Origin of the sequence: Pseudoalteromonas shioyasakiensis, assembly GCF_001550135.1 — a bacterium.
In the GTDB taxonomy this organism is placed as follows: domain Bacteria; phylum Pseudomonadota; class Gammaproteobacteria; order Enterobacterales; family Alteromonadaceae; genus Pseudoalteromonas; species Pseudoalteromonas shioyasakiensis.
This window is the reverse complement of record NZ_LRUE01000013.1, coordinates 342,311-357,539: the sequence shown is the minus strand read 5'-3', so window position 1 is coordinate 357,539 and position 15,229 is coordinate 342,311. Positions and strand designations below refer to the sequence as shown.

The following is a 15,229-nucleotide window of genomic DNA, read 5'->3' as shown; positions in this document are numbered from 1 at the left end:
ACAATTATGAAAAACATCACTGAAACTCCTATCAAGCACGCTTTGCTTGGTGATGTAAAAATCAGAACATTAAACCCTGAACACGATCTAACGATTATTACCCCTTGGCTTAAACACCCCCAAGCCCAGTTTTGGGGAGCAATGGAACATTCACCCGAAGAAATTTTAGAATTTTATACAACACTCAATAAAGATGAGGCTCAACAAGCCTATTTGCTTGAAATAAACCAAACACCCATTGCTTTAATTGAAATTTACAAACCTCAAATACTGAAACTTGAGAACCACCTAGCGCTTAAAAACGGCGATTTGGGCATGCATATTTTACTTGCTCCAAAGCAGTTCTCTGTTGCAGGGTTTAGCCTTGCTGTTATGCAGTCGGTATTAGAGTTTATGTTTAATACCCTCTCATGTGAGCGAGTGATTGTGGAGCCAGATGTAGCCAATCATAAAATTCATCGCCTTAACTTAAAGGCAGGTTTCAGCCATCATAAAGTTATTAAATTAGGTGAGAAAACTGCATTACTAGGTAGTTTAGAAAAAGATCATTTTAATTACTTACAGCATCTTTCGTCTCGATTCGACACTTCACAGCAAGGGCCTGCAGTGCAACAAGCAACGCCCTCTAGCAGTAATTCTCACCTAGACCAACAGGCTTGGCAATACGCAAACCGTTTACTGATTGCCAAAATGCTCAGTGAGTTTTATCACGAACGACTGTTTAGCTACGACAGTGACAAACCTAACCATTATGTGTTGCATACCATGGGTGGACAAAGCTATCAGTTTAAAGGTGAGCCTATGTTGCTTAATCACCTGCAAGTTGAGCCAAATAGCATTACTAAAATGGCGCTTAACAACAGCCAACCATTAGACGCTATCGCGTTTGTACTTGAGTGTAATGACAAGTTAAACATAGATAAATCAATGCTTGGCACCTATCTCGAAGAACTCGCGAGCACACTCAGTGGCTTTGCATTTAAATTTAAAAATAATCGCTATAGCGCTCAGCAATTAGCAGACGCAGATTTTCAAGTGATCGAAACCCAAATGACCATGGGTCACCCAAGCTTTATTGCAAACAATGGCCGCATTGGTTTTAACTCACAAGATTTTCACCAATATACCCCAGAAGCCGCAAACCCATTTCAAATAATATGGCTTGCGTGCCACAAACAGCATACCACCTTTAAAAGTACCGATGATTATAAATACGAAAGCTTGATTGCCGATGAGCTTGATGTAGCTGAGCGTTTGCGCTTTGAAAAAGCACTGACTGAGCAAGGTTTAAAGCCAAGTGACTATCTGTTATTTCCTATGCATCCATGGCAGTGGTTTAACAAATTAGTCCATGTTTATAGCTATCATATCTCGCAAAAACACATTGTGTGCTTAGGCTATTCGCAAGATAGTTATTTACCGCAGCAATCAATTCGTACCCTGTATAACATCAGCAAACCACACAAATGCTATGTTAAAACCGCCTTATCGATTTTAAATATGGGCTTTATGCGGGGCTTATCGAGCGCCTATATGAAAGTAACTCCAGCAATAAATCAATGGTTGTTCGACTTAGTAAACCAAGATAGCTATTTAAAATCACTGAAGTTTCAACCTTTAAGAGAAGTCGCAACCCTTGGCTTTGATGAGCAGTATTACACTCATCCAGCGCTTGGCGATAACCCTTATAAGAAAATGATGGCGGCTCTTTGGCGTGAAAATCCCGCTCAATACATGGACGAGAATGAAAGCCTTGCCACTATGGCAAGTTTGCTTCATATCGATAGCGAAGGCCGTTCATTTGTAAGTGCTAAAATTGCCAAATCGGGGCTCAGTGCTGATAAGTGGCTAACCCACTACTTACGGGCCTATATGACACCATTGCTACATTGTTTTTACCAGTATGATTTAGTCTTTATGCCACATGGTGAAAACCTCATCGTTCGATTTAACAATCATGTGCCGGTAGGCGTATTCATTAAAGACATTGGTGAAGAAATTGCCTTATTAAATAGTAATATCGAGCTGAATGATGAAATAAAGCGGATTAAGGTAACCATTCCAGAAGGCGTTGCCGTGTTGTCTATTTTTACTGATATTTTCGATTGCTTCTTCCGCTACCTTTCGGCAATTTTAGTAACTGACGGCCTTTTGACCGAACAACAATTTTGGCAAGCCGTCGCCGATACAATTGTTCAGTATCAGGCGAGCCACCCAGCGCTAAAAGACAAGTTTGCTGAGCATGATTTATTTGCTGAGTCATTCCCATTGTCTTGCTTAAACCGCTTACAGCTGCGTAACAATCAACAAATGGTTGATATAACCGACCCAGCTTCAAGCTTGCAGTATGCAGGTGATTTACAAAACCCATTGGCGCAATATGCACTTGCAAACACAACAGCATAATAAGCTTGAGTTAGCCTTACGTCAGCAGTGCTCACTGCTGACGTTCTTAACTCCAACAATTGATGAACAATGGTTTAGTAGTCAATGTTTAACTAGCAAGCAATTAACCGATTTGGCTAACGCTATAAAATTAAGAGGGGCAAATGTTACTGAGGGATATGTCGCAATCAATCTCTACTTACAACTGAGCTGGCAAGTTATTTACTTATTAGTAGCCAGTGTAGAGCACCTTGGTTGCATTCCTGATCTGGTCAATATTAAGCAGCGGGTAATGGGCTCACATATTTATGGTTTGACTAATTTAAATATCATGGCTCAACAAGACTCTTTTAATAATGCAGATTTGATTGAACTGGCAGCCAATCATTTATTTGACCACCAGCAAGCTTGGTATAATAACGTGCCATTGCAATACAGGCTAAATAAAGGATTATTAAAACGTTTACAAAGTGATACTTTCCACGCAGCGTTAATCGCTTGCTGGCCAGAGAAATCGATAGAATTTATAGCAAAGCGTTTTCAACCATGGCAAAAGCTATGTGGTAAACATCGCTTTAGTGATCAAAGCAATAAGCTGACATTTATGCGTAAAACCTGCTGCTTACACTACCAACTTGTAACCGCTGATTATTGCGCTAACTGTCCGTTAAACAAAAAAGGCACTAGCGATTGCTAATGCCTTTTTCTCGAAAAGCTGAACCTAGAACCTAAATTCAAAGTTTACATTTGCTGCAGTCTCGCTTTCACTGCGATCAAACCAGTTCATCGATTTATAAACCGCTTCACCTGTAATAGCGAACCAATGCGTAAATGCATATTCAAGTGCAATGCTGACACCAGCATTATGACCGTCGTAATCAGCACTAAAATCAAGGCACTGCTCTGGCGTATCACTGCATGCACCCGATAAAAATACATCACCTTCCTCTGTACGGTAATACATTTGGGTATAATCAACATCGATAGTGCCTTTTTGATAAAAGACACTGCCGTATAATAAGGCTTTTGAGCTTAATCGGTATCCTGAAATAAGTGCAATATCATAAGTATCGTGCGATAAACCCCAATCATAGGTATCGTCATCATAATTACCCGCTAATAGTGGACCATACCCCGCATCTTCACTGCGAATATAGCCAAGGCTGAGGGCCATAGAGAAGTTTTTCTCGACGGCCGATTCTAAAGGGCTGCCATAAAACTGATGTTTAATAGCATATTTTTCATAATCATGATCGCCACCAATACCAGCCCCTACGGTAAGCTCCGTCGAATAACCTAAGGTCATACTCATCGAAGTCGTTATCGCTGTACTCGTTGAAGTACTCTCGCTGGTATCTTTCGCAATGATCTTGCTTGTATCTGTACCAACGGTTGCACGAAAATGAAAGGGGTCACTGTTGATCTCTGGGCTCTCAAAGCGTGCCATCGATACACCTGTTTCGGTTGTAGATTGACAACCTGCTAATAAACCTAAAGCTATAAACGCCAAAAAAGGCTTAAACGTTTTCACGTAATTTCCTTATATATTATTATTTTAACGCGAAGATTCTAGACTAAGGCCTTATAGCTCGCAATAAATTAATGACAAAAAAGGTACAAACTCTATTGTTAAGCGCGTTCATCCTTCGGTGATTCCATCACGACATGAGTGGTAATGGTTCGTACCTGTGGAATTGAGCCGAGTACATCTGCATGAAACGCTTTATAGGACTTAAGATCCGCCGTCTCAACCCTCAGCAAATATTCAAACGAGCCAGTTACATTGTGGCACTCTTTTACTTCATCAATAAACTCAAGAGCGTGTTCGAATGCTCGCTGAGATACTGTTGAGTGCTCATTTAGCCCAACCCCAACATAAGCAATAAAACCTAGGCCAACAGCCTGATTATTAATAACCGCCCGATACCCTGCAATAACCCCAAGCTTTTCTAGTTCTTGCACTCTACGAAGGCATGCCGATGGCGATAAACCCACTTTATCTGCCAGCTCGGCATTGGCAATTCGGCCATTGCGTTTAAGCTCACGCAATATTCTGTCGTTAATTTTATCTTTTTTCATTTTTGATTGTGAATCTTAAACATACACAACAACATTAAGCGCAAAAATTGCGCGCATTACAACTTATAATTGCATCTCAATTCAAATGGAGAGATAGCGATGAGTTTTGAAATTTTAACAGCCTTGGCATTATTTGCTTTGGTGTCATCAATTACCCCTGGACCAAATAACTTAATGTTGATGAGCTCAGGTGCTAACTTTGGCTTTAAAAGAACCACACCACACTTACTTGGCGTGACGCTAGGCTTTATGTTGATGCTGGTTTTGGTGGGCCTTGGCATCATGCAGCTATTTGACTTATTCCCTCCAAGCTATTTGATATTAAAGGTTTTTTGCATTGCTTACTTGCTCTATCTGGCGTTTAAAATTGCCACAAGTAACGCACAACAAAAAGCCAGTAGTGAAAGTAAGCCATTTACTTTTATTCAGGCTGCACTATTTCAATGGGTGAACCCAAAAGCGTGGGCAATGGCATTAAGCGCGGTTAGTTTGTATGCCCCAGACAAAAACCTCACCTCAGTGTTAATCGTAAGCCTCGTATTTGGCTTAATTAACCTGCCGTGTGTCAGCTCGTGGACTTTACTTGGCGAAAAGCTGCAACACTGGCTTGCCAGCCCAAAGCGCTTAAAAGCATTTAACTACCTAATGGCAATACTATTAATTGCTTCAGTGATGTTTAGTTTGTTTTAATTTGAGCAAATTTTGCTTGGCAGTAGTGTATTGAAAGCTTAGCTATCAATAAATGAACTAACGATTAAAGCATTTTTGAATCATAGATAGGATTTAAAGGTGAGTAATTTTTCCTGTGCTAAGCTTTATTTACCTAGAGCTTTTCAGTGTGACTCATGGCTAGTAACGTAGAGAATTACTTTTACCACGGCTTTTTTGTCTTCTTACTCATTACGGTAGTAACCTGCTCCATTATAGCCACGCGCCTGATGCGCAGTAGTTTTAATAACCGCTCGATTTACTTATTTAACCTGTTTTTTTACCTTGGTGTAATTGGCTTTGCATGGCTTTGGATCCAAGACTTATTAGACCTTACGCCAAGTTTTCGTTCTGGTGTGGTGATTTATATGATCTCCATGACATTACTGCAATTATCCATTTATAACCATGATGAACCCAGCCGCTTCAATAAGATAATCATTGCGCATGGTGCTATTTTTTCTGTATTTGCCCTCCTTACTCAAAATATAAATCAACTTGCCCTTGTTGAAGCCTGTTTTACGCTAAGCGTTCTACCTGCACTTATTTACTACACAACAAAGCGTGCTGTATGTGAGAAGAACATAGGTAATACAGTGTTGTCGATGGCGCAGTGTATTCTTCTTTTAGTGCCTATTTCGCAGCTGAGTATTATTACCCATGAACACAACTTAGCGACCTTATACTCTCTCACGGTTATTGCCCATGCAACCGTGTTTGTTATGACTGGCCTTGGTCTCATCACTACCCTGTTAGTGGATGAAAAAAAACGCTATTTGGAGCTGTCTTTAAAAGATCCACTTACCGGGCTTTACAATCGCCGCGGACTACAATTCATTATTGAACAGCAGCAACTATTCAGCCCGAGCCAAACTTCTAGCTTATTTGCTTGTGTTGTTGATATTGATTACTTCAAACGTATTAATGATAGTTATGGGCATGATGGCGGTGACCTAGTACTCGAAGTTTTCTCTGATCTAATGAAACACCATTTGAAAAAAGAAGACTTATGTTGCAGGCTCGGCGGTGAAGAATTTTTACTGTTGTTCTTTGCTACCGACATCAAGTCAGCGACACAATTTTTAGAAGGCCTTCGTAAAACCATCGAAGGCAGTCAAATAGCTTATCAAGAGCACCGTATACCTGTCACCGCTAGCTTTGGTTTAACCAACTGGCAGTCAAATGACAGCTTTGAAAGCTTAGTAAACCGCGCAGACAAAGCTGTTTATGAGGCGAAAGATAATGGTCGAAACCAAATTAAAATAAACGCTTAAATCATATTCTTTAGGGTCGCGTCTTTATCTATGAAGTGATGTTTAAGCGCAGCTAAAATATGGATTGAAAGAGCAGCTGATAGCACGTAGCCAGATAAAATATGAATTTGCCAGCCAAAATCGCTTAACCAGGCGCTTGACGCAACGGCCTGACCCGCTTCGTTATAATTACTAGCCACTAACTGCCATGAAAAAACGGCAATACCAAAGCCGCCGAAACCACTATAAAAAGCACCTGACAGTAACATTACAGCTAGCAAGATTAGCAAGCCCCAATGATATAAATGCAACCACTTAGTTAAGCTTGTTTGTACAGTAGATTGAAACGGCTGATAGAGCCTATAAACTATTCTTAACAGCCAGACGACGGCAATGATCACCGCAATTGATTTATGCCAATGATACAAACTGTAGTCAGTCACCCAGGTCATGTAGTAACCCAAAACAAGTACGCTAATGACTAATAGCGCACTGAGCCAATGCAGTAACTTATGTGTTTTCTGTGTCTTTTTTGTCATGAACTTTATCCTTAAAAACTGTTTTCATGACTCAATAGTAAAGATTAAGCTTTTGTTTTAAATAAGATTGTGACGAAACCCTTCATTCTGTGACGAATACACTTGGCTCACTTAATACATTTGCTAATGCTGGTTTAAAAGTTTTGCTAACAGGAATGCTAAACCCTAGTTTCATATTTAAAGTTGCATTTGCTTTATGAAGATTAAAATCTTCAATATGGGCTAAATTTACAAGGTAGCTGCGGTGCACTTGCTTAAATTCATTGCAAGGTAAGTGAGCTTGAATGTTTTTGATGGTATCTCTTTTTAAAAAGCATTCGGTTAATGTTTGTATTTCTACATAGTTACCGGCAGCTTTAATAAATAATACTGATTCTGGGGTGAGTCTCTTAACAACCCCTTTATGGTTTATTTCAATATATTCAGATAGACCTTTCTCAGGCTTGTCGTTCTTTGCTTTTGACAAGAGCGACATGCTGCATACTCGCCATAACGCCAATACCAAACAACATGCGATTAAGTACTTTGGTAAAAGCTGAATGAATGAAGCCGCAATTGCATAGCCATAAAAAGAGTAATCAACAAAAATACGTAACATCACCAAAGAACAAATAGTCACTGCGCACGTAATAATAAAAACAAATAAGTTGCTATTAATTCTGGCTTTTAAATCAACAAAAGCCACCAGAACAATATTTAAAGCGCATAAAGCCCCCCACTCTTTAAGCCAAAAAATTTGTGAGTCAATAAACTGATATTGGCCTCCCGCAATTAAATGACGCCAAAAAAAGCAATATGCATTAAATAGAATAAAAAAAGCCCCCCATAAAAAAGCGGCCTTTTGCCAAAGTGTTGTTAATTGCTGCCAGTATTTATATATGCTCATAGCCACTCCATTTGAGTCATAAAAGGTAGCAAAAATAGCCGCTTCCCTAAAAAGGCTTTTTCATTATATGTTAAAGCCAGTTGATTGATGCAAATGCTGACTGGTAAATTCGAACTCTGCCACTATAATTAGCTCGTGCTTATACTTAACTTGCAATATGTAGTGCTATGCCTTTAAAAGTATTATTAAATTTTAAATTAAACTGGGTACTTTTGTGTGCCAGTTTTTGGCTTTTTGCCCTGCCAATTCAGGCTAAATATGTGGTAGCTGTTGTGGGTAAAACCAAAAACGATAGCTTTTATCAGCAAGCCTTTAAAGGGTGTGAGCAATTTGCAAAACAGCATCTCGATTTTGAATGTATTTACGACGGCCCCAAAGACTTTCAAGATATTCGCACGCAAGTATTAGTGATCACCGACCTAGTTCGCAGAAACAACATTAGTGGTTTATTAATCGCAACCACAGATTCCAATTACCTTGTTGAAAGAGCATTAAAAAAGCTTAAAGATAACAACATTCCTGTGATCACTTTTGACTCTGATCTGCTTGAGGAAGATCAGCAGTACCGTTTAGCCTATGTGGGTACCAATAATTTTGACTATGGTGTGGCCTTAGGTAACGAATTAAAAAAATTCACCAACAAAGAAAATAACCAAGTTTGTATTCAATCAGGGCACTCAACAACACCTAATTTAAACAAGCGCATTGAAGGTGTTCGCTATGCGTTATCTGGGCAAAAAGATAAACGTTTAAGCGGTGAAAATGGCTGGAGTGAGTTTGATCGATGCCCTTTATATAGCTTAGGCAAGCGAGAAGTCTCCCTCGGTCAACTCGACAAACTGCTTAACCTTGAAAATCCACCACTATTTTTAGCGGTAGCGGGTTTTGCTCAATTTAACTCTAACTATGCAAACGTGATTGCTAAACATAAACAACGCATTGCCAATCAAGAGGTGGTGATCGTTTCTGCTGATACTGAGCAAATGCAATTAGAAGTATTACAGCAAGGATTATCATCGGCCAATATTGGTCAAAACCCATTTGAAATGGGCCGACTTTCTGCAGAATTGATGTATCAATACCTCACTAAAGGTGAACGACCAGCTAAGTCTCACTATTATTTGGACTTTCATTATTGTCAGCAAAATAATGCAGGTACTTGCACCGTTAATCACTAAAACTTTGATCTCACTAAAGTGCAATTAACTCGATAAGCGCTAGACTTACCACAACTTGATTAATTGTAAGGATGTAGCCATGACACACCTAGTTAGTGATTTGATGACGCCAGACCCATTCGCCATAAGTGCGCAAAATACCCTGCATGATGCTCATAATCTAATGAAAGAGAAGAATGTCCGTCATATTCCAGTGATCAATGAGCACGGTGGCTTAGTTGGCATGTTAACGCAAAAAATCATGATTGCTCAGGTAATGAATATCATGGCTAATTACAGCGCCAGCGCCCTTGAACGCAAAGAAAAGCAAACTAAAGTAGTTGATATTATGGCTACCGATTTTACCAGTATCTCGCCAGAGCAACCGCTTCACGAAGTTGCTAAGTTTTTTGTTGAAAACCGTCATGGCTGCATGCCTGTGGTTGATAAAGATAATAACCTAGTGGGCATTCTAACTTCATCTGACTTTGTTCGTTTAGCGGCTGCATTACTTTCTTAAGTCGTAACTTTGTATCTGCACACTGAATTTTTTACAGAAGGTGTGCAGAGTTTTCATACTCATACCTCACCACAACCTCCCCACCTCAAAACAAAATTAAATTAAACATTTAAATTCATAAGGTTAAGGAAAAATCCATTTTAGGCACAACGCTTGCTTCTATATAACTACACACGCTTTTTAATTTAAAAGCGAAAGGAAATTTATAGATAATCTCGGAGGAGTAATGAGTAATTCATCATCAAAAATCGCAGAATTTACAGCACCTGGTGTTAAAGACCAAGCTGCAGCTGACACGATTGCTATTCTAGACCAGCGCATGGTCGCTTTAATCGATTTACACCTCACTTTAAAACACATTCATTGGAATGTTGTTGGTCCTAATTTTATTGGTGTACACGAAATGTTAGACCCGCAAGTAAGCGCAGTGCAAGAGATGACTGACACGATTGCAGAGCGTATTGCAACTATGGGCGGCGTACCTGTTGGCACACCACAATCAATTGTAGAACGCCGTACTTGGCAAGATTATTCAATTGGTAAAGGCTTAGTTACTGACCACCTAACAGCGCTTGATAAAGTGTATAACGGTGTTAATAAAGACCACCGTGCAGCTATCGATAAGCTTGGTGAGCTAGACCCAGTTTCTGAAGATATGATCACCGGCCAACTGGCTGACTTAGAACAATTCCAATGGTTTGTTCGTGCACATATCGAATCGTCTACCGGCGAATTGAAAGGTTAAACCCCCTAGGTCTATCCGAAGACCCCTTGCCCAGCATTTGCTGGGCTTTTTTATGCTTTGTTACAACCAACCTTTATGTTTAAAGAACAAGTAAGGTGCAAAGCCAGACAGCAACATAATGCCAATTGCAAACGGGTAACCCCATGCCCATTGCAGTTCAGGCATGCTGTTAAAATTCATCCCATAGATACTGGCGACAACGGTCGGCGGTAAAAACACCACTGAGGCAATAGAGAAGGTTTTTATAATTTGGTTTTGTTCGATGTTAATAAAACCCTGAGTCGAGTCCATTAAAAAATTCACCTTATCAAACAAAAATGTACAGTGAGACATAAGGGTATCAATATCGAGTACAATTTCACGTAGTGATTCGCGGTCTTCTGTCGGCGCTCCTAGGTGGCGCAGTAAAAACGAGATATTCCGGCGCGTATCCATCAAACATAAACGCACTTTACCGTTATTATCTTCAAGGCGCGAAATTCGACTAACAGCTTCTTCTAAGTCTGAGTCATCCTCTTCAAGTACATAGGCACTGAGTTTTTCTAACTGGTGATGCATGTCTTCAAGCATATCAGCGTGGTTTTCGACTTTTTGGTCAAATAAAGTCACCAAAAGTTGCTTTGGATTATCACACGCTACCTGCCCTTTCCGAGCACGCAATCGTAAAAGACGAAAATCGGCTAGTTCATCATCGCGGATTGTCAGCAAGCAGTTGTCTTGTAGTAAACAAGCCACGGTTACCGTATTAAAGCGCCCTTCATTTGGTGACATGAAAAGCGCATGCACATGCAAGCCTTCATGGTCGATAAAACAACGGGAAGAGGCCTCGATTTCTTCAACATCATCAGCACCGGGTAAGGTGATATTAAGCGTGCTTGCCAGCGCTTGCCGTTCTTCTTCGGTCGGATTTATGGTATCAATCCAGTGGGCATTTTTAATAGAAGTAACAAGCGGTGTATCAACAGCTGGCTCAGTTTCTGTGATCACACCTTGGTCTATAGAAAAAAATCGTAACATGCGCCCTACCCTGAATAATCAATGTAAAGCAAATACTATAGCTGTTCACGTTAATGAACAATGACAATGCTACTAATTACAGGGTAAAGCAGAAAAATAATTTAAACCTAACATCAATTGCTTATTTCGCTTTTTTGAAACGCACCAAAAGCACACCTATCAAGATAATGCCAAGGCCTATTAAGCAAGGTACAAAAGCACTTTGCAAGGCAACATCAAACGCTAAAAAGTCGGGGTAACCGGTTTGCCAAAGCGTCCATTCATAACCGAGCTTTGATGCAATATGTTCACCGCCGCTACTAAGTACGATGATTGCATCATTGTTATCTGGGTTGATGCGAAGTGTGCTATTTATTGCTGGCTCATTCGCGCCATCATGGCCAAACACAAAATCTCCCGATGCTGTTGGTGCATAAAGCATGGTACCTAGCCCCCAAATTGGTGCGCCTAAGCTAATTGCCAAAGGCGCTCGCATGGTACTGATCATTTGCGGGCTTAACTGCCCTGTTTGAGGTGATGTTAATGCTTGCACTAAAGCGATTAAGTCATGGCTACTTGCCAGTAAGCCTGTTGCCGCTGCCGATGCGTATTGAAAATGCCCCGCAGCTTGCCCGCTTTTATCATAAGCAGGTGCGATGTTATCTAACTCAGTGAGTACATCGTAACTAGCATCAGTCATATTGACTGGCTTAAAGACGTTATCAGCCATCCAAGTTGCAAAGCGTTGATTCGTTTTTTCTTCTACCAGCAGCTCAAGCATCAAATAGCCGCCCCCAGAATACTGAAAATCGCCCACAGGCTTGGTGACTTTAATTTCCCGCACACCCGTTGATGATAGCGGCTTGTTTAGCGACGCAAGCAAGCTTGGTACGGTTTCATTTAGCTCAATATCAGCAAAGCCTAAACCATCACCAAGCCCCGCAGTATGAGACAACAGATGAGCAAGGCTAACAGTTTGATTACCAAACTCTGAATCAGGTAACTGCCAGCCCGTCAGTTGCTCATTAATCGCGTGATCTAAACGAATTTGTTGTTGCTCTGCCAGAGTCATCACGCCATAGGCGGTAATAAATTTACTGAGTGACGCCACTGGGAACAGAGTATTTGCGGTTATTTCATCTTTGCTTTTTGAGTAATCTTGAAAAACCACTTGGCCATTTTCAATCAAAACATAAGCAATGTTTGCGTGATTGTTGGCAATCAGTACCTGACTATTAGCAATAAATTGCTCAGTATTGCCCGTTTCGGCAATGGGTTTTAAAAACCAACCACTGACACCACCATATACACAGGTAGCAGCCCAAACAAATGACAAAAATAGCGTTAACAGAATCGTTTTAAACCAGCTCATACCCTATTCCTTGTGTTACAAAGCGCTGTTAAATCACTTCGATTTGCTCAGGTTTTTTGATAAAGAACACCATTAAAATTAATAATGCTGCTGGGAATAAAAACACATTCAAGTAAGCAAAAATCACCGTTAGCTGTAAGATGCACATTAGCAACAATAGGATAGAAAACACCGTTAGCAACGATGACATTCCATGGCGCTTTGTTAGTAATAACGCGGCTGTGATCAAACCTACTAAGGCATACAAGCCTAAACTCCCAGCCGAGACCACCATGGCAATAATTGAAATACTTTCTACTACATCATTCGATGCTTTATCACCTGCTACGGCAAGATAAACATCACATAACACAGTGGCATGAAAAGCTAATACCAACACCGCCAACACACATAACAGTATGCGTACACCTTCAACATCAAACATATCTTTTAGTGCCTTGCGTAAACTCAGGTACACGTAAATTTCAAGTGCACCGATGAGCACGAACACAAGGTCTGAAAAATTTAAGCTTTGTAAATCAAGCTTAAGCGCCTCTCCTAAGCCATCGAGTGTTTCGCCAAATACTGAAATCCAGTACATGGGAAAAATGACAGCGAGTAATCCTGCTGCTATGCCGGGTAGTAAATAGTCACGGTTGAGCATATGCCCTCCAAAATCCTGTTGCGTTGAAAGTTATTCGCTATCGCGTTCGTACACCAAAATATCGCCGGGTTGGCAATTAAGCTCTTCACAAATAGCTTCAAGGGTACTAAAGCGGATCGCTTTCACTTTTCCGTTTTTTAGTAATGATAAATTGGTCATAGAAATATCAATGCGCTGAGATAGCTCTTTCAGCTGCATTTTGTTCTTTGCCAATTCTATATCTAGGTTGATTCGTATTTTCATAGTCTAAAAAGTACACAGCGGATTTATGATTGTCAAACTTTATTTTACGATTATCATAAAACAAAGAATGATAAACATAATAACTCAGTAAGTAATTAAACCCATATTTTGACCATTTCAGGCATAAAAAAAGCCAGTAAATACTGGCTTTTCGCTCTATTTATAAGTTAGACATTGGCTTGGTAAGCAGGGATAGCTATCGCCGCTACAATACCCAATAAAAATATGCCACCAATGATCAACACGCCCCAAAATGACCATTGTTTTTGTACTCGTTGAAAATGCTCAACGCTATCCCAACGTTTATTTTGCCATGCCATTTCTCGGCCTTTAAAACCCAGATAAATCGACACAATAAAACCAACATAAGGCACTAAGGCCAATAAGCCAATCCAAGTGCTGTTGCCAATTGCCCAAATCCAACTTAGCAAGAAAGCGCCCCAACTAAAGCCTTTAATGCCCTCGGGTAAATCGTCTACCTTCCCCTGCCCTGAGTTATTTTCAGATGCCATCTGAAGGCTTGCTTCAGGTGGTGTGTAATTATCTGCCATGAGTTTTTCCTTATTATTAATTAAACAGAAACCCTAACTTATAGTACTGGGTGTATTTTAAGCAAGCTAAAGATAAGTACCTAAAGCAGATAATTGTTACCTGATGTGTTTTGTAACATTTATCTCGTTTCCTTTTCATTTTAAATCACCTAGTCTGGGCACATAACTGCAAGGAGAGAACAATGAAAGACTTACAAAAGTTAGTGGGTAATTTAAATAAATCAGGTGCGCTGAGTGGTTTTTTAGGAGGCGTTGCTGGCGGCGGACTAACGAGCTTAATGGGCGGAAAAAGTAAAAAGAGCAGTAAAAAAGCCGTAAAATATGGTGCGCTTGCTGCTGTCGGTGGCCTTGCTTGGAAAGCCTATAAACAATACTCAGAACAAAAAGCGGCTCCAGTTCAGCAAACTAGTTCTCGTGGTTTTGATTTTACCCCAGCCACGCTGCCCGAGCAGTCATTTAATGATGTCATCGACGATAATCACAGTGATGGGCAATTATTACTGATGCGCGCTATGATTGCAGCCGCCTATGCTGATGGCCACATTGATGAAACAGAAAGACAAAAAATCTTCGCACAAGTAGAAACAACGCAATTGTCTGTGCAAGAAAAGGCCATGCTGTTTGATGAGCTAAGAAAACCAATGCAACTATCAGAGTTGATTGCCGCTGTGCCTAACGCACAAATGGGCATTGAAGTATATGCAGCTAGTGCCAGCGCAATTGATTTAAACCAAGCTATTTCTAAACACTACTTAGACACGCTCGCTAACCAATTATGCATTCCTAATGAACTGGTAATGAGCATTCACAGAGAGCTTGCCGAATACCAATAAAAATGGGGCGTCTTCGCCCCACTTTAACTCGTAACCAGTAATGATTAATGCGGTTTTTTAGTGCCGTAACGCACCATATCTTTACCGTTTTCATACACTTCACTAGTCACGTAACGGCCAAGTAAAAGTTGATGTTTATCATCAAGTACCGCAATAAATGGGCGGCCATCACTATTATTGGTTGCAAGGGCAACACCTGTTACATTCTCAAGCCCTAAACCGCCAGTTTCAACTAGGCGTAAAAATGTTTCTAACTCGTCTAATGTTTCAATTACATCGTTATCGTTAATCATCTCAAATACTCAGTGATTGCTAATGG

The 15,229-nt window shown here is 40.3% G+C and carries 18 protein-coding genes; 8 read left to right on the top strand and 10 right to left on the bottom strand.

From position 1 onward, the window contains the following. The first annotated feature begins 6 nt into the window (after positions 1-6). Both PASHI_RS06820 and PASHI_RS06815 read left to right on the top strand, forming a co-directional pair. The gene (locus PASHI_RS06820; protein ID WP_062565031.1) at positions 7-2,406 is read left to right on the top strand and encodes a GNAT family N-acetyltransferase; all 2,400 of its coding nucleotides are present in this window, start codon (positions 7-9) and stop codon (positions 2,404-2,406) included. After that, on the top strand, positions 2,381-3,082 hold the full coding sequence (locus PASHI_RS06815; RefSeq protein WP_062565030.1) for a (2Fe-2S)-binding protein: 702 nt from the start codon (positions 2,381-2,383) through the stop codon (positions 3,080-3,082). The genes PASHI_RS06820 and PASHI_RS06815 overlap by 26 nt, the downstream gene beginning before the upstream one ends. A gap of 24 nt (positions 3,083-3,106) precedes the next feature. On the opposite strand, the gene PASHI_RS06810 is transcribed toward PASHI_RS06815, so the two are convergent. After that, entirely contained in the window at positions 3,107-3,916 is an 810-nt protein-coding gene (locus tag PASHI_RS06810; RefSeq protein ID WP_062565029.1) for a hypothetical protein, read from the bottom strand. 98 nt (positions 3,917-4,014) lie between these two features. Beyond that, entirely contained in the window at positions 4,015-4,464 is a 450-nt protein-coding gene (locus PASHI_RS06805; RefSeq protein ID WP_062565028.1) for an Lrp/AsnC family transcriptional regulator, read from the bottom strand. A gap of 99 nt (positions 4,465-4,563) precedes the next feature. Between PASHI_RS06805 and PASHI_RS06800 the strand changes: the two genes are divergently transcribed. Both PASHI_RS06800 and PASHI_RS06795 read left to right on the top strand, forming a co-directional pair. Next, the gene (locus tag PASHI_RS06800; protein ID WP_055198399.1) at positions 4,564-5,154 is read left to right on the top strand and encodes a LysE family translocator; all 591 of its coding nucleotides are present in this window, start codon (positions 4,564-4,566) and stop codon (positions 5,152-5,154) included. Positions 5,155-5,402: 248 nt separating this feature from the next. After that, positions 5,403-6,446, top strand: a complete 1,044-nt coding sequence (locus PASHI_RS06795) for a GGDEF domain-containing protein (RefSeq protein ID WP_062565027.1) — start codon at positions 5,403-5,405, stop codon at positions 6,444-6,446. Here PASHI_RS06795 and PASHI_RS06790 read toward each other — a convergent pair. Both PASHI_RS06790 and PASHI_RS06785 read right to left on the bottom strand, forming a co-directional pair. Continuing rightward, positions 6,443-6,964, bottom strand: a complete 522-nt coding sequence (locus PASHI_RS06790; RefSeq protein ID WP_062565026.1) for a cytochrome b — start codon at positions 6,962-6,964, stop codon at positions 6,443-6,445. The genes PASHI_RS06795 and PASHI_RS06790 overlap by 4 nt on opposite strands. Before the next feature lie 82 nt (positions 6,965-7,046). Next, positions 7,047-7,850, bottom strand: coding sequence for a LytR/AlgR family response regulator transcription factor (locus tag PASHI_RS06785; RefSeq protein WP_062565025.1), 804 nt, complete (start codon positions 7,848-7,850; stop codon positions 7,047-7,049). Positions 7,851-8,017: 167 nt separating this feature from the next. Between PASHI_RS06785 and PASHI_RS06780 the strand changes: the two genes are divergently transcribed. The 3 genes from PASHI_RS06780 (at position 8,018) to dps (ending at position 10,272) form a co-directional block, all read left to right on the top strand. Beyond that, on the top strand, positions 8,018-9,028 hold the full coding sequence (locus tag PASHI_RS06780) for a substrate-binding domain-containing protein (RefSeq protein ID WP_062565024.1): 1,011 nt from the start codon (positions 8,018-8,020) through the stop codon (positions 9,026-9,028). Positions 9,029-9,107: 79 nt separating this feature from the next. Then, positions 9,108-9,527 carry a CBS domain-containing protein gene (locus PASHI_RS06775; RefSeq protein ID WP_054551886.1) on the top strand — a complete coding sequence of 140 codons (420 nt, stop codon included), beginning with the start codon at positions 9,108-9,110 and terminating at the stop codon, positions 9,525-9,527. Positions 9,528-9,753: 226 nt separating this feature from the next. Then, positions 9,754-10,272 (top strand): DNA starvation/stationary phase protection protein Dps, encoded by a 519-nt coding sequence (gene dps, locus PASHI_RS06770; RefSeq protein ID WP_054551887.1) that lies wholly within the window; start codon positions 9,754-9,756, stop codon positions 10,270-10,272. 60 nt (positions 10,273-10,332) lie between these two features. On the opposite strand, the gene corA is transcribed toward dps, so the two are convergent. From corA to PASHI_RS06745, 5 genes are all read right to left on the bottom strand, one after another. Continuing rightward, positions 10,333-11,289 carry a magnesium/cobalt transporter CorA gene (corA, locus tag PASHI_RS06765; protein ID WP_062565023.1) on the bottom strand — a complete coding sequence of 319 codons (957 nt, stop codon included), beginning with the start codon at positions 11,287-11,289 and terminating at the stop codon, positions 10,333-10,335. 121 nt (positions 11,290-11,410) lie between these two features. Then, positions 11,411-12,640: a serine hydrolase domain-containing protein gene (locus tag PASHI_RS06760; RefSeq protein WP_062565022.1), complete on the bottom strand. Its 1,230-nt coding sequence runs from the start codon at positions 12,638-12,640 to the stop codon at positions 11,411-11,413. A 28-nt stretch (positions 12,641-12,668) separates the two neighbouring features. Beyond that, complete coding sequence (locus PASHI_RS06755) at positions 12,669-13,283, bottom strand: hypothetical protein (protein WP_062565021.1); 615 nt, start codon at positions 13,281-13,283, stop codon at positions 12,669-12,671. 30 nt (positions 13,284-13,313) lie between these two features. Further along, positions 13,314-13,526, bottom strand: a complete 213-nt coding sequence (locus tag PASHI_RS06750) for a helix-turn-helix domain-containing protein (protein WP_054560716.1) — start codon at positions 13,524-13,526, stop codon at positions 13,314-13,316. Positions 13,527-13,693: 167 nt separating this feature from the next. Beyond that, complete coding sequence (locus PASHI_RS06745; RefSeq protein WP_055021296.1) at positions 13,694-14,077, bottom strand: hypothetical protein; 384 nt, start codon at positions 14,075-14,077, stop codon at positions 13,694-13,696. 182 nt (positions 14,078-14,259) lie between these two features. Between PASHI_RS06745 and PASHI_RS06740 the strand changes: the two genes are divergently transcribed. Beyond that, positions 14,260-14,910 (top strand): tellurite resistance TerB family protein, encoded by a 651-nt coding sequence (locus PASHI_RS06740; protein WP_062565020.1) that lies wholly within the window; start codon positions 14,260-14,262, stop codon positions 14,908-14,910. Between the two features lie 44 nt (positions 14,911-14,954). Here the strand turns inward: PASHI_RS06740 and PASHI_RS06735 are convergent, their stop codons facing one another. Next, a complete protein-coding gene (locus PASHI_RS06735) occupies positions 14,955-15,203 on the bottom strand; it encodes a hypothetical protein (RefSeq protein WP_054560719.1) in 249 nt (82 codons plus the stop codon). Positions 15,204-15,229: the final 26 nt, after the last annotated feature.

What these genes read in the sequence shown, in the direction of transcription:
- PASHI_RS06815 (WP_062565030.1), top strand. Translation starts at nt 2,381, where the DNA reads ATGCACTTGCAAACACAACAGCATAATAAGCTTGAGTTAGCCTTACGT.
- PASHI_RS06805 (WP_062565028.1), bottom strand. Translation starts at nt 4,464, where the DNA reads ATGAAAAAAGATAAAATTAACGACAGAATATTGCGTGAGCTTAAACGC.
- PASHI_RS06745 (WP_055021296.1), bottom strand. Translation starts at nt 14,077, where the DNA reads ATGGCAGATAATTACACACCACCTGAAGCAAGCCTTCAGATGGCATCT.
- PASHI_RS06800 (WP_055198399.1), top strand. Translation starts at nt 4,564, where the DNA reads ATGAGTTTTGAAATTTTAACAGCCTTGGCATTATTTGCTTTGGTGTCA.
- PASHI_RS06735 (WP_054560719.1), bottom strand. Translation starts at nt 15,203, where the DNA reads ATGATTAACGATAACGATGTAATTGAAACATTAGACGAGTTAGAAACA.
- dps (WP_054551887.1), top strand. Translation starts at nt 9,754, where the DNA reads ATGAGTAATTCATCATCAAAAATCGCAGAATTTACAGCACCTGGTGTT.
- PASHI_RS06755 (WP_062565021.1), bottom strand. Translation starts at nt 13,283, where the DNA reads ATGCTCAACCGTGACTATTTACTACCCGGCATAGCAGCAGGATTACTC.
- PASHI_RS06760 (WP_062565022.1), bottom strand. Translation starts at nt 12,640, where the DNA reads ATGAGCTGGTTTAAAACGATTCTGTTAACGCTATTTTTGTCATTTGTT.
- PASHI_RS06795 (WP_062565027.1), top strand. Translation starts at nt 5,403, where the DNA reads ATGCGCAGTAGTTTTAATAACCGCTCGATTTACTTATTTAACCTGTTT.
- PASHI_RS06790 (WP_062565026.1), bottom strand. Translation starts at nt 6,964, where the DNA reads ATGACAAAAAAGACACAGAAAACACATAAGTTACTGCATTGGCTCAGT.
- corA (WP_062565023.1), bottom strand. Translation starts at nt 11,289, where the DNA reads ATGTTACGATTTTTTTCTATAGACCAAGGTGTGATCACAGAAACTGAG.
- PASHI_RS06740 (WP_062565020.1), top strand. Translation starts at nt 14,260, where the DNA reads ATGAAAGACTTACAAAAGTTAGTGGGTAATTTAAATAAATCAGGTGCG.
- PASHI_RS06750 (WP_054560716.1), bottom strand. Translation starts at nt 13,526, where the DNA reads ATGAAAATACGAATCAACCTAGATATAGAATTGGCAAAGAACAAAATG.
- PASHI_RS06820 (WP_062565031.1), top strand. Translation starts at nt 7, where the DNA reads ATGAAAAACATCACTGAAACTCCTATCAAGCACGCTTTGCTTGGTGAT.
- PASHI_RS06775 (WP_054551886.1), top strand. Translation starts at nt 9,108, where the DNA reads ATGACACACCTAGTTAGTGATTTGATGACGCCAGACCCATTCGCCATA.
- PASHI_RS06780 (WP_062565024.1), top strand. Translation starts at nt 8,018, where the DNA reads ATGCCTTTAAAAGTATTATTAAATTTTAAATTAAACTGGGTACTTTTG.
- PASHI_RS06785 (WP_062565025.1), bottom strand. Translation starts at nt 7,850, where the DNA reads ATGAGCATATATAAATACTGGCAGCAATTAACAACACTTTGGCAAAAG.